General features: G+C 49.2%; 11 protein-coding genes. 2 read left to right on the top strand and 9 right to left on the bottom strand.

Features of this window, described 5'->3' with window-relative positions; genetic code table 11:
- Nucleotides 1-108: 108 nt before the first annotated feature.
- The 8 genes from B3007_RS12330 to B3007_RS12295 form a co-directional block, all read right to left on the bottom strand.
- A complete protein-coding gene (locus tag B3007_RS12330) occupies nt 109-3,252 on the bottom strand; it encodes a type I restriction endonuclease subunit R (protein WP_301377279.1) in 3,144 nt (1,047 codons plus the stop codon).
- Nucleotides 3,249-4,376 carry an AAA family ATPase gene (locus B3007_RS12325; RefSeq protein WP_301377281.1) on the bottom strand — a complete coding sequence of 376 codons (1,128 nt, stop codon included), beginning with the start codon at nt 4,374-4,376 and terminating at the stop codon, nt 3,249-3,251. The genes B3007_RS12330 and B3007_RS12325 overlap by 4 nt, the downstream gene beginning before the upstream one ends.
- A gap of 1 nt (nt 4,377) precedes the next feature.
- A complete protein-coding gene (locus B3007_RS12320) occupies nt 4,378-5,646 on the bottom strand; it encodes a restriction endonuclease subunit S (protein ID WP_301377283.1) in 1,269 nt (422 codons plus the stop codon).
- Nucleotides 5,643-7,229 (bottom strand): type I restriction-modification system subunit M, encoded by a 1,587-nt coding sequence (locus tag B3007_RS12315; RefSeq protein WP_301377285.1) that lies wholly within the window; start codon nt 7,227-7,229, stop codon nt 5,643-5,645. The genes B3007_RS12320 and B3007_RS12315 overlap by 4 nt, the downstream gene beginning before the upstream one ends.
- A gap of 148 nt (nt 7,230-7,377) precedes the next feature.
- The gene (locus tag B3007_RS12310; RefSeq protein WP_414716226.1) at nt 7,378-8,277 is read right to left on the bottom strand and encodes a restriction endonuclease; all 900 of its coding nucleotides are present in this window, start codon (nt 8,275-8,277) and stop codon (nt 7,378-7,380) included.
- Nucleotides 8,278-8,399: 122 nt separating this feature from the next.
- Entirely contained in the window at nt 8,400-8,795 is a 396-nt protein-coding gene (locus B3007_RS12305) for a hypothetical protein (protein ID WP_301377289.1), read from the bottom strand.
- Complete coding sequence (locus B3007_RS12300; RefSeq protein WP_301377291.1) at nt 8,783-9,766, bottom strand: LysM peptidoglycan-binding domain-containing protein; 984 nt, start codon at nt 9,764-9,766, stop codon at nt 8,783-8,785. Before B3007_RS12300 ends, B3007_RS12305 begins: the two co-directional genes overlap by 13 nt.
- A gap of 226 nt (nt 9,767-9,992) precedes the next feature.
- Nucleotides 9,993-10,955, bottom strand: a complete 963-nt coding sequence (locus B3007_RS12295) for a helix-turn-helix transcriptional regulator (RefSeq protein ID WP_301377293.1) — start codon at nt 10,953-10,955, stop codon at nt 9,993-9,995.
- A gap of 101 nt (nt 10,956-11,056) precedes the next feature.
- On the opposite strand from B3007_RS12295, the gene B3007_RS12290 reads away from it, so the two are divergent.
- Nucleotides 11,057-11,338, top strand: coding sequence for an antibiotic biosynthesis monooxygenase family protein (locus tag B3007_RS12290; protein WP_301377295.1), 282 nt, complete (start codon nt 11,057-11,059; stop codon nt 11,336-11,338).
- Nucleotides 11,339-11,439: 101 nt separating this feature from the next.
- Here the strand turns inward: B3007_RS12290 and B3007_RS12285 are convergent, their stop codons facing one another.
- The gene (locus B3007_RS12285; protein WP_301377297.1) at nt 11,440-12,090 is read right to left on the bottom strand and encodes an alpha/beta fold hydrolase; all 651 of its coding nucleotides are present in this window, start codon (nt 12,088-12,090) and stop codon (nt 11,440-11,442) included.
- Between the two features lie 421 nt (nt 12,091-12,511).
- On the opposite strand from B3007_RS12285, the gene ccoN reads away from it, so the two are divergent.
- Complete coding sequence (gene ccoN / locus B3007_RS12280; protein WP_301377299.1) at nt 12,512-13,939, top strand: cytochrome-c oxidase, cbb3-type subunit I; 1,428 nt, start codon at nt 12,512-12,514, stop codon at nt 13,937-13,939.
- Nucleotides 13,940-13,950 lie beyond the last annotated feature (11 nt).

Here is a 13,950-nt window from a genome sequence, read left to right as displayed (position 1 = left end):
TCCTCCTGGATTGGTCAAATTATAAACTGACCTTGGGTTCCTTCCCAGCCTTGCAACACGCATGTTACTTTAACAGCTACTCGTACTGAATCACACTTGGTTGCTACATCAGTCTTTACTGATACTCCCACCTACCCCTTTAAACTTCTCAACGAACGCAGCGATCTTCTGGAACACCGTCTGCTTTTTGGTGTGGTACTGCGGGTTTAACGGGCTCATCTTAGGCAGAACAGAGTTCAGCTCTGTGCCCGCGTCGCTGGCGTACTCGCGCTTAAGCGAGCTGATGATGTAGCGGCGAGCCTCTTCGGCGTTGAGGTTCTCGGTTTCAATCAGCTCTTCAGCTTCGCGCTGCTGTTCGGCTTGCGCAAAGGCAAAGAAGGTATCGATGACGGTGGCCTTATCGCCGATCTCATCCAGATCTGTCTGGTTGATGAAATCGACCACCAGACTCTCTTTGGCGCGGTTGCCGAGGCTGCCTCGGATCACTCGGCGAACTTCGTCCACGAGGTCAGACTTACTCTTGTTCTTCTTGTTGTGTTCGAAGATCAGCTCAAGAATGTAGTCGAGGTTTATCTCCTGCGATTTAAGCAGGTCGACCTCAAATACTACATCATCCCAGTCGATGGTAGATTTCTCTTGTACTTCTGCCGATTTCTGGCGCCGCTGCCAGTCGCGGATATCGTTGTAACTTGAACGATAATCCTGAATTTTACGGTCCGCGGGCAGACGAATACTCTGCAGTTCGGCGAGCTTGTCATCGTCCAGATAATGCTCAGTTTTGAAGGCCTCAACCGCATCCGGATCGCTCATGTCGATGTTCTGCAAGGCTTTCAGGCTGGCGAATTCATCGTAGTTCTGCAGGATATTTTCAACTCGCAGATACTCACCGAAGAGTTTGGCAAAGGCTTTTTTGTCAGACTCTTTGTCAATATTTGCCGGATCAGGGAAGCGCTGCTCCAGCTCACTGACTACCGTCATAAAGCCACGCTTCGCCTCACCGGTAACCACATCAGTGAAGCCTTCGAGGTATTCCTTATAGCTCTTCTCCAGAACCACGTTTCTGGTGTTTTTATCACCAAACAGGGTAATGGCATCGACCGTAGCCTGCTCTAAATCACGGAAGGTAACGATATTGCCAAAGGTCTTAGTGGCATCATAAATACGGTTAGTGCGCGAGTACGCCTGCATCAGGCCGTGATAACGCAGATTCTTATCAACAAACAAGGTATTGAGGGTCGGCGCATCAAAGCCGGTGAGGAACATCCCCACCACAATCAACAGGTCGACTTCTTTGCTCTTTACCCGCTTCGCCAGATCACGGTAATAATTCTGAAAACCCTTGCTATCGACGCTGTAGTTCGAGCAGAAGAAGGCGTTATAGTCAGCGATGGCTTTAGTCAAAAACTCCTTGGCACTGGAGTTCATTGCTGACACATCGAAACTCTCATCCACAATATCGCCTATCGCGTCCTGCTCTTCGTTGGCGGCAAACGAGAATATAGTGGCGATCTTGAGCGGTTTACTTCTGTCTTTATAAGAAGGCTCATTCTGAAGCTGGTTAAGCGTCTCGTAATACAGTTTGGCGGCATCCACACTACTGACCGCAAACATGGCGTTAAAGCCTGCTCCTCCCGCTTTCATGCGGTGTGTTTTCTGGCGGAAGTTATTGAGAATATACTGCGAAATTTCACGAATACGTTCCGGGTGCAGTAACGCCTGCTTGTCCTCTAACGCACTCAGCTTCTTCTCGTCCTGTTCAGTTTCAAGCTGTTTGAATTGTGGGCGTACGTCGTTGTAATCGACCTTGAACTTGAGGACTTTCTCATCGCGTATGGCATCAGTGATCACATACGAATGCAGCTCACGCCCGAATACGCTTTGGGTGTCCTGATCGCCCAATGCATTTTTGCCAGCAAAGATCGGCGTGCCGGTAAAACCAAACTGGTAGAAACGCTTGAACTTCTTCTTCAGGTTTTTCTGGGCTTCACCGAACTGGCTGCGATGGCATTCATCAAAGATAAACACTACCTGCTGGTTGTACACCGGCAGGTCACCTTCGCTCTTCATCAGGTTGTTGAGCTTCTGAATGGTGGTGACGATGATCTTGTTGTCGTCTTTACTCAGGTTCTGTTTTAAACCCGCCGTGCTGTCAGAGCCGTTCACACTGTCTGGCGAAAAGCGCTGATACTCCTTCATGGTCTGGTAATCCAGATCTTTCCGGTCAACGACGAAGAACACCTTATCAATAAACTCCAGCTCCGTAGCCAGCCGCGCTGCTTTAAAGCTGGTTAAGGTTTTACCCGAACCTGTGGTGTGCCAGATATAGCCGCCATTCTCTGGCATCATGCCTTCTTTAGGGCCGGTCCAGTTTTTTGATTCGTACGCACATTTGATCTTCCACAAAATGCGCTCAGTCGCGGCAATCTGGTATGGGCGCATAACCAGCAAGGTATCGCTGACATCAAACACCGAGTATTGTAGCAGCACATTGACTAACGTGTGCTTCTGCAGGAAGGTCGCGGTGAAGTCTTTCAAGTCTTTAATCAGGGTGTTGTCGGCCTTCGCCCAGTTCATGGTGAAGTCAAAGCTGTTTTTGTTGCGCTTCGTGGTGTTGGCAAAATATCGCGTATCAGTGCCGTTAGAGATCACGAACAACTGCAGATATTTGTACAGTGAATGCTCGCTGTTAAAGCTCTCTTTACTGTAACGGTGAACCTGATTAAACGCCTCACGAATGGCAACGCCGCGCTTTTTCAGCTCGATCTGCACCAGCGGTAAACCATTCACCAGAATAGTGACATCATAGCGGTTGGCATGACTACCCGACTGTTCAAACTGCTTAATCACCTGAACTTTGTTACGGGCAATCTGTTTTTTGTCGACGAGGTAGACGTTCTTGATACGCCCATCATCAAAGACAAAATCGTGAATATAGTCATCGTGAATCTTGCGGGTCTTATCAACGACATTGTCACTGGGTTTATCGAGATAGGTCTCAACAAAGCGCTGCCATTCACCTTCCTGAAACTCAACATTGTTCAGGCGTTGCAACTGTTCACGCACATTGGCCAGCATGGCAATGGGGTTGTTTAAGCCCGGCAGATACTCATAACCCTGACTCACCAGATCCCGAATCAGCTCACGTTCCAGATCGCCTTCGCTCTGATAGCTCTCCGCCACGCCCCAGTCTTTGTTGTATCGGTCCAAGACAATAAAGTTATTGGATTCGGCGATGGTTTTGTATTCGGTCATGGAGCCTCCTGCTGTAAAAATCCGTAGTTATTCAGGTTCTCCAGCAATAATCTGACCATCTGTTTCTCAGGCTCTGTGGGCTGCAGAACCTCCTCATTCGACAATGTACGATGACTACTGAATTGAATAATACGGTTTAAGTACCCCGACTTATCACCAGGAACGGTATCTAGAAGATCCGACCACCTGTCATAGCCCAAAAAATTAGCCGTCTTCTCATAAAGGTTACGCAACAGTGTAAAGTGGTACTTCTGTATAGAATTATCTGCGATGGCCTTTTCAAGAGTGAGTTTCAGATGAAGATGGTAAGAGAAGCTCTTATTGGAATCACCCTGCTTCTCAATCAGATCAAAAGTCCCATCTTCATAACGCTCTAATAAATAACATGCCTTACTTTTAAGCTCATTATGCAGAACGTTATAGAACAATGGATTATGCGTTGTGATGATAAACTTAAGTTGGTCTGATTCACTTGACTTAATAAGCTCTGCCAGGGTGACCGCAAGCTCAATCAAGTGATTTTCATCCAGAGAGCTCACTGGATCATCAATAAAGATATATTCCAACTGATCAAATTGGTCGGTTTCTCGCTCGTCTGCTTCTGCAACATTACGGATACTTATAACCTGATCGATCACGGTCTGGAACACACTCCAGATGAAATTACTTTCTTCGCCTTTAGAGATTTTCAGATAGCCTGAGCTCTCATCATCCCCCCGCTCCATCGAGAACGTTACTTCAGAAAAATCCTCACTAAAGTGTGGCGTTAATTTCTGGTTGGCGTAGCGCTGAAAATTGGTAACGATATTCCTGTCTTGTCCTTGGTCCACTAACACCCATTCAGTAAAGGAATTTGGCTGTATCCTCAACCTTGGCGCAACATCGTTGTCGAGGTCGTTATCCCAATAGAACAAATCTTCTGTAAAAGCGTTGTAGTAGAGAATACTTCTTGGAGATACATCTGCAACGCCTACGCTTTCATCATCGGTACTTTTCGGAGCGATCAGCTCTTTGAAGGCACGGGAGAGGCGCGTTTTCCCATTACCGTTGAAAGCATAGATAAGCTTTACTTTTTTACTATTCTCGTAAATCTCTAAGGCGATATCATCCAGTGTCTTACTCATATCATGCCACAGCCTCTTCTTTCGGCCTTGGGAAGCTCAGCAGCAGATCGCGGTAATACTCGTATTGCTTCTGACGCAGTTCGATTTCGCGGGGGAGGCCTTCCTTGATTGAATGGGTCAAAACATCGAACTTATCCAACAGTGAGACAATGCGATTCTGTTCTTCAATAGGTGGAATAGGTATCTGGAACTTTGAAAACTCCTCCTTTGTGATAGTTTTCAACGTACTTCCTCTGGCAAACTCTTTTTCCAGATCGAATTTGGCTTTTAGTTGATGAGCAAAATATTTCTTATTTATGTCTACTTTGTAATTAGTGAATATTGCAAGGGTTCTATCCACGTAACAGTCATATTGAGTAATGGCAACACGCCCAATCGTACCTTGTAGCGAAACAATAACAGTATCTTTTTCAACGAATACACTTTTAGGCTGTGCAAGCCTTGAAATCTGCTGCTTCGTCTTTTGGTGAAGCCGAAAGCCAAAATCAGCAACATCCGCAACCTGAACGAAGGGCATGCAGCCTTCTCCGTCATACCATTCACTATTTCCATAGGGCTGGGGGAATGAGCCACGCCTAAATGAAGCAACATCTTCTAGATTCTTCCACCCCACTTCCCCTTCTTCAAACCTCAACAACTGATCACGATAGTAGTTGTATTGTTGCTTGCGCAGGTTAAGCTCGGCGGTCAGCTCGGCGGTCATGGCGGTAAATGCGTCCAGAATACGGACGATTTCGGCCTGAATTTCGAGGGATTTTTCAGGGCTGTCTGGGCAGGGGATGGGGATTTTAATCTTTGCCATTAGTGCATTTGAACTAAGATTGGGCTGCGCACCGCCGCCCGCAACTACATAAATCTGCTCAACTTTCGAAAGAAGATAGTGATATAAATATCGATTGTTGAGAATTTTCGGTTTGGGTAAAAATTTTCCTACTCGTTGATTCAGGTAGGCGGGATTTTCATGAGCGTAAAAGCCAATTTTCCCAGTCGTCGCTCCAGACATGGCAATCAAAATATCGCCTTTGCTAACTTCATAAGACGCTGTATTTTCCTTATAGTCCGACGGATCAAAATACTTTACATCGGCTAAGGAAATATTTTTTCCATCCACATTAGTAATTCTAACAATCGGTAAGCCAGCTTCTTTAAACAGGCTACTCTTAAACGCGAATCCATTTTTGAAGTCGCACACTTCTCCTAAAGCTTTCCACTCAACCTCAACCCCATCCAGTAGCTTTTCCATATACCCTGACATATCCGGCTGACTCATGCCTCAGTTCCTTCACCTTCGATTTGCGCCACTATCGCATCAATCTCGCTGCGCAGCTGAGTGATCTTCGCTACCGTGGTTTTCAGTTCGGCATTCAGCTGTGTGATGTCCACCACCTCGCGGGTGTCTTCGGCTTCCACATAGGAGCTGACCGACAGGTTGTAGTCGTTTTCGGCCACCTCCTCCACAGGCACGGAGCGGGCAAAGTGGTCGATGTTCTCTTTGCTCGCGAACACTGCCATGATCTTCTGGATATGGTCGTCGGTGAGGATGTTGTTGTTGGTTTCTTTTTTAAACAGGTTACTTGCGTCAATGAACTGGATATCGGTGTTGGGTTTGTTTTTCGCCAGCACAAGAATATTGACGGCGATGGTGGTGCCGTAGAACAGATTAGGGGCCAGTGAAATGACCGTCTCAACGTTGTTGTTATCGACCAGATATTTGCGGATTTTCTGCTCAGCACCGCCACGATAAAAAATACCGGGGAAGCAGACAATCGCCGCCCTGCCCTTGCCCGACAAGTAACTGAGCGCGTGCAGCACAAAAGCAAAGTCGGCTTTGGATTTGGGCGCTAGCACACCGGCGGGGGCAAAGCGGTCGTCATTGATCAGGGTCGGGTCGTCGCTGCCAATCCATTTTACGGAGTACGGCGGGTTAGAAACGATGGCGTCGAAGGGTTTGTCGTCACCGAAGTGGGGTTCGGTCAGCGTGTTGCCCAGCTGGATATTGAATTTGTCGTAGTTAATGTTGTGCAGAAACATATTCATACGCGCCAGGTTGTAGGTGGTGTGGTTCAGCTCCTGGCCGAAGTAACCCTCTTCAATCTTGTGCACGTCGATGTGTTTTCTGGCTTGCATGAGCAGTGAGCCCGAACCACAGGCGGGGTCGAATATCTTGTTGATGCTGTCCTTGCCGTGAACCGCGAGCATGGCGATGAGCTTGGACACATGCTGCGGAGTAAAGAACTCGCCACCGGATTTACCGGCATTCGCGGCGTAGTTAGAGATCAGAAACTCGTAGGCGTCACCGAACAGGTCGATGTGGTTATCTTCAAATTTCCCGCCCGATTCACCATGGAAGTTCAGCCCGGCAACGCCCTTAAGTACGGCGGCTAAGCGCAGGTTTTTGTCTTTGACGGTATTACCGAGGCGGTTGCTGGTGGTATCGAAGTCAGCGAACAGGCCTTTGATGTCCTGCTCTGACGGATAACCAAAACCTGAGGCTTCGATAGCACTGAAGATCGTTGCTAAATCGGTGTTCAGGCTTTCATTGTTGTTGGCATTTTTCGCTACGTTTTCAAACAATTGACTGGGGTAGATGAAGTAACCCTTGGTTTTGATGGCGTCTTCTTTGATCTCTGGGGTGATGACGCTGTCGGGCAGTTCGGCGTAGTGAATGCTTTCGTCACCGGCCTCAATGTAGGCAGCAAAGTTTTCGCTGATAAAGCGATAAAACAGGGTGCCCAGTACGTACTGCTTGAAGTCCCAACCATCCACTGAGCCTCGTACATCATTGGCAATCGCCCAGATCTGGCGTTGCAGGGCGGCGCGTTGCTGACTTGAGTTGGTTTGGGAACTTGTCATTAGGTTTCCTGATTTCTGTTATCTGTTTGCTATTTTCTGTGTTCTTGGATGATAAGCGTTACGAACTTACCTATCTGGTTTTGCTTATCATCGGCTCATCTTTCTGGTTTTACTTATCTGTGGCTTGTCGTTCGCCAGCTGTCGGCGATCAGCCTTCAGCAAAGTAATCTGAATCCAGCGATTTTACCTGATAGGTTTCTTTAACGGTAACGCCCAGATTGTGGCGGATCATCAACTCGGCCAGCTGCACGCCATCAATCAGCACTACCCGCTTTTCGATCATATTGACGTATTCAATGGCATCACGGCTGAAGCGGCTTGTGGTGATGAATACGCCCTTTCTGGCACGCTTCATTTCTAACGCTCCGACAAAGGCCTGTATGTCAGGGCGACCGACAGAGTTCTCGGTGTAGCGTTTGGCTTGCAGGTAGATGGTATCGAGGCCTAATGGGTCTTCGTTGATGACGCCATCGACGCCGCCATCGTTGGTGTATTGGGTCGCCTGCCCTGCTTTCTCGCTCCAGCCGCCATATCCCATGGCGAGCATGAGCTCGACGACGAGCTTTTCGAAGAACTCGGGTGTCTGGCGTTTTACTTGTGCGAGTAGATCATCGGCTAGTGTTGCTTGCAGTTCCTGGTGAGCTTCTTCCAGGCGCTCGGTGGGATCGAGAGCTTCTGGTTGCACTTGTACTGAGTTCAGTTCGTTCTGCGGGCCAGCATCATCGGATCGATTTACAGATTGGAAGTCTTGAAACTGCTCAAACTGCATAAGGTATTTACGATCAATGGGTGTGTCAGTCTGGATCAGTGCCTGTTTTCCGCGAGAGGTGATGTTGTTCATCCCTCTGGTTGGGCTTTCTATGAGGCCTGCTTTTCGTAGATAGGTGGTCGCCCAGGCAACGCGGTTGTACATCAGCGGGCTGCGTTTGCTGGGGGTCATGCGGCGGCGTTCTTCATCGGTGAGCTGGTATTGGTCACTCAACAAGTCGACAAGCTGGCGCAATGACATATCGCCGCAGGAATCGAGCGTAACTAACACAGGGCGCATCAGGGTTTGATAATCTGGGATTGGCATTCCGTGTCCTCATCTTCTTTGAGGTCATGGTATCAGACTTCCCTGCTCGCGGAAGTGACAATTGACGCGTGTTTTCCAGGGTTTGCATGTAGTCGTCAGGCAAGCCAATGGTCGTATGCAATATAGCAGCCCCAAAAGGCCAACATGCCAAACATCCAGATCAGTACCAGGATAAGACTGATGTACAGAAATTTGGCATAGGCTATTAGCCACGAGGGAACGTCTCGATATGCTTCGCTCAGGCCACGCACTTTCCCGGATGACGGCGAAGCAATCAAACGAATAAACATTACGTTACGGATCAAGTTTGAAGGAAAAGCTGAAAAAATGATGACTTCTGCCGAGCGAAAATATGGCGGGCAAAAGTATTTTTCCAGAAAGGCCTTCGGCGTAGCTAGCAGGAAGCCGACCGATATCATTGTCCATATCCAGAATGCTGCAAACGAGTACATCATAAGAAGGAAAGCTTGCTCCATCATCACCTGCGACATATCGAACCAACCCCTGTGCCCGAGACAAAATCTACCTTTGCCCCTGTAAGATCATAAGCTGCTCTTGCGCCTTTCCCAGCTAAGTAACCCGCTGCAACTGTACCTGCAGCCAAGACAATAGCTGTCCCCCACCCCACTGGATTTGATATCAAAAACAAACCTACAGCATAACTTCCCGCGGCACCGATGGTCGTGCTTGCAAGAGTTTCAATAAATATCTCATTCTTCTTTTTACTGCTATCCGCATCCGCTATCTGAACACAAGAAGCAGCCACACCAACGCCTGTCAGTACGATCCCGCCATGTTTCGCCATCGCCGCAAGCTTCTTCAGCTGCTGCGTGTTCGCTGTAATATTCGCAGTTGCGGGAACTCCGCCGCCTCGGGCGATACGAACTACCTCATGAGGAGTTTTCTCGCCGTAAAGTAATTTCTCAAATGGGCCGATGTTTTTGCGAAACTGATCAAGGGTCAGCCTGCGCTGATAGTCATACTGGTTCTTTGTAAGTTTTCCGGATTTATAGTCAGCATAAAGCTCACTGACTTTGTCGATCAGGCCTAAGTTACCACCACTCAGCAAGTTACCTTGACCTCCAAGTGCCACACTCCCAGGGAGGGTCAAGTAATTCGCGTTACTTGCCAACCAGCTCAAAGCATAAAAATCTGAATCACTGTCACGAGGGACTGAACTTAAAATCTGTGGAGCGGGAGCTTTAAACAGTTTTGGCTGGCTCCCTTGAGGAGCAAGACACATCTGCGACCCAGTAGACGCTTCCAGAACAAGTAAATCTCCAGCGGTTATTCGATCAGGGTTCGAGATGTGAGGGTTTAGTTCCATGATACCCGCGGCACGTCGTTTATATTCGCTGGAACCAAAACCAACGTCGTAAAACTGAGAAAGGATAAATGAAAGTGTATCGCCCGGTTTTACCCGGTATTCGAGATATTGAATTGGTTGCTGCGCTACGGACACTTACAAATCCTTTTGTTCGATAAGTTTGGCCAAACTATACCTTACATGGGTATTTTCGCGAATAGCCTTCGGCTGATTCACTCCCACAATCGGCATAGTGACCTTCGCGCATAGCCAGGCAAGCTGGCTGAAGCGCTCCTACAGAATCGGATATCAAACATGGTTCGGGAAGAAGCTTCCCTCCTACAATCAATATAAGAATGCAGTATCCACCATGTAATCCGGATTATAGGTTACGGTTGAGGGCTTCCTGAAGGCGTTTTCGGTACGCTGATTTGAGGTCTTCGGGAGCTGTGATGATGACGTTGGGGGCATAAGAGAGCATGTCTCTCAGTAGTTCACGCTGGTCGTTGTACGGCAAGCTGAGGTGGTATTCGTCGCCTTTCCACTGGCCTTTGGCATCGGGGTGCCATTGCTGTTGCGCAACGAGGTGGGCGGCTCCGGGCATAAAGATGAGTTCAGCTATGTGCTGTTCGCCGCCAGAGAAGATGCCATAGCTATTATGGAAGTGGTCGTTGAGTTCGCTCTGTTCAAACTCTTTTGCACTTTCGCTGGTTTGGTAAGCGCTGTTAATGCGGCTGAGCATAAAAGTGCGTAGCTGCTGGCGTTTGTGGCACCAGGCGTCGAGGTACCAGTGGTCTCGGTAGTAAACCAGCGTTTGTGGGCTGACGTTACGCTCGCTCAGGCTCTGGTCACTGGCAACGTAATGGATGTGCAGTTGTTTTCGCGCAAACAGTGCGTCACTGACTTGTTGGTAGATGTTCTGGTTTACCGGACGGCGCGGGGCACTGAGGATGCGGATGCGCTGTGTCAGTTCGCTAAGGTCAACACCGCGCTCTTCTGTAAGCCGCGAGACCTGCTCATGGATGCGGTTCAGTTCGCCGCTGCCCTGCCCGGGGTTCAGGTCATTAAGTATGTTAAGGACGATGGCCAAGCCACGAAGTTCGGTCGCGGTAAGTTGCAGGCCCGGCAGTTCGAAGCTTTGCTCCTGGGTTTTACGATAGCGGTAGGTGCGGCTGTCGGTGTCGTATTCCAGCGGTGCGTTGTAGTCGCTTTTAAGTTGTTGCAATGCACTTTGTAGCTCGGCCGGGCCAACGCCGGTTTCTGCGGCGAGCATCATGGTGTTTAGGCCCGTTGTCTGTTCAGAGAACAGGCGGTGAAGTCGCTGAATCAGGTCGCTGTTGGCCATATTGGTTCTTTGTTCCGCTTTTTGGGTTTTCGTGGTTGCAATACACACCCTCGGCCCATACCTTACTTGATATTGAGAAACATCAGAAGGAAGCCCCTGCAATGATTAAAGTGATTATCGAGCGTGAGATTGCCGCAGATATGGAAACGACATATGAAGCTGCGGTTAAGAACACCTTGCGTGCGATTCTCGAAGCGCCGGGCTATGTGTCAGGTGCCAGCTATAAAGATGTGAAGAAAGAGAACCGTCGGATGATCATCACTAACTGGACGAGTGTTGAAGCCTGGCAGGCCTGGGCTAAGTCGCCAGAGCGTGCCAGTGTGATTGCGTCGATTCAGCCGATTCTGGAAACGCAGGAGAAGATCACAATTCTTACGGCGTGATGTGCAGAAGTATGGGGTTCGTTCGCGAATAGCCTTCGGCTGATTCGCTCCCACAACCAACACCGACCGGCTCACGCACAGGTCGGGGATGTGATCCCCTCCTAAAGGCAGCGTTTTACAAAGTCGGCGACGTGTTTTGCGGTTGCTTGAAGGTGGGCATCATGGGTATAACCGGATGCCTTTCTTGGTTTCAGGTCGTGGTTTCCGTCTTCGAGCCAGACCAGTTCGAGTGTTTTATCTAACCCGTAACCCGATACTTCTTCTTTTGTTCCCATCGCATCGCGTGTGCCCTGCGCAATGAGCGTCGGTGTTTTGAGTGCTAAAAGGTGTTCTGTTCTCAGGTTGTCCGGTTTTCCTGGCGGGTGGAATGGATAACCCAGTGCGACGCAGCCTTGCACCTGTGTAGGCACATCACTTCCGTTAGCAAGCATACTGGCGATACGCCCCCCCATGCTTTTACCGCCAATGACGCATGGAGTATCCAGCTCTTCAACAAGTTCTGCGTAAGCATCAATGAGTTTTGGTGCGCGGTCTGGTGGTCGTTTCTTGCCGTCTTGTATGCGCTTAATCATGTACGGGAAGTTAAACCGCATCACCCGAACACCATGCGCGGCGATCTTTCCGGCCATGTCAGTCATGAATTCGCTTGATAAATCTGCACCTGCGCCGTGCGCCAGGATCAGTGTTGGCTGGCTCTCTTTCCCATCGACAATAATGGAGTCGAGTATTTCCTGAGTCTGTTCACTGGCCATCTGGTGCTCCTCTTCTACTCTTTAGCTTACACCTCAAGAGTTTCGTTATTTGTGGTTCTGGTTGCGCGTATTCTGGCTCTGGGACGTTCTGCGTCAAGGCTTGAGCTGGGTCAATACTCCTGTTTACGACAGTAATACCATGCAGGGGCTGCAATTGGGCTGCAAAGGTGCGGTAAAATTGGAGTATGCGCAGGTTGAGTCTGGGTTATATGTCCTGGCGAGGCACGTAGAGCTGTCAGATTTTCAACCAAACGTCAATACGATTGATTCTCATTTGATTATCATTCGTGTAAAAACTGCCCTAAGCCGCTGTATTTATGGCACTTTTTTTACATGGATTATTTGCAAATGGGGAGGCCAGCGACGATAATTGCGCCGATTTTTTAACCCTCTAACCCTCGCTGTTTAATGGAATCTGATCATGAGCACAGCATTTGACCATCCAGAATACAACTACAAGGTGGTAAGACAGTTTGCCATCATGACTGTTGTCTGGGGTGTTGTTGGCATGGCAGTCGGTGTACTCATCGCTGCTCAGCTGGCATGGCCTCAACTGAACTTCGATACCCCTTGGTTCTCTTTCGGACGTCTGCGTCCTCTTCACACCAATGCGGTGATTTTCGCCTTCGGCGGCTGCGCTCTGTTCGCAACCTCCTATTACATTGTTCAGCGCACATGTCGTACCCGTCTGTTCTCAGACACTCTGGCAAGCTTCACCTTCTGGGGCTGGCAGGCAGTGATCGTTGCAGCGGCCATCACTCTGCCGATGGGTCTGACCTCTACTAAAGAGTACGCAGAACTGGAATGGCCAATCGACATTCTGGTGACTCTGGTCTGGGTTGCCTACGTAGTGAACTTCCTGGGCACGCTGGCTATCCGTAAAGAAAGCCACATCTACGTTGCTAACTGGTTCTTCGCTGCCTTCATGATCATGATCGCTATCCTGTATGTGGGTAACAACCTGGCAGTGCCTGTGTCGCTGACCAAGTCTTACTCTGTATGGGCGGGTACCGTAGACGCCATGATCCAATGGTGGTGGGGCCACAATGCGGTAGGTTTCTTCCTGACTGCTGGCTTCCTCGGTATCATGTACTACTTCGTGCCTAAGCAGGCGGGTCGTCCGGTTTACTCTTACCGTCTGTCGATCGTTCACTTCTGGGCACTGATTTCTATCTACGTTTGGGCTGGTGCTCACCACCTGCACTATTCTGCTCTGCCAGACTGGGCTCAGACTTCAGGTATGGTTATGTCTCTGATCCTGCTGGCGCCATCATGGGGCGGTATGATCAACGGTATGATGACTCTGTCAGGTGCTTGGCACAAACTGCGTACTGACCCTATCCTGCGCTTCCTGGTTGTATCTCTGTCTTTCTACGGTATGTCTACCTTCGAAGGCCCGATGATGTCTATCAAGACTGTTAACGCACTGTCTCACAACACTGACTGGACTATCGGCCACGTACACTCAGGCGCTCTGGGTTGGGTTGCTATGGTGTCTATCGGCGCTCTGTACCACCTGATTCCTATCATGTTCGGCCGTAAAGCGGGTCAGATGTACTCTATCGGCCTGATCAATGTTCACTTCTGGCTGGCGACTATCGGTACTGTTCTGTACATCGCAGCAATGTGGGTGAACGGCATTATGCAGGGTCTGATGTGGCGTGCAGTGAACGAAGACGGTTCTCTGACCTACTCCTTCGTTGAATCTGTAGAAGCTTCTCACGGCGGTTATGTGGTTCGTGTACTGGGCGGTGCATTCTTCCTGACCGGTATGCTGATCATGCTGTTCAACGTGTTCATGACCACCCGCGAAGCTAAGAAAGAAGCTGCGGTTGCGGCACACGCTTAAGGAGTTTGGTA

The sequence above is a fragment of the Thalassolituus sp. UBA675 genome (assembly GCF_002297765.1).
Classification (GTDB): domain Bacteria; phylum Pseudomonadota; class Gammaproteobacteria; order Pseudomonadales; family Oceanobacteraceae; genus Thalassolituus.
Note: the sequence above shows the minus strand (reverse complement) of the source record. Positions and strands in the feature narration are given on the sequence as shown.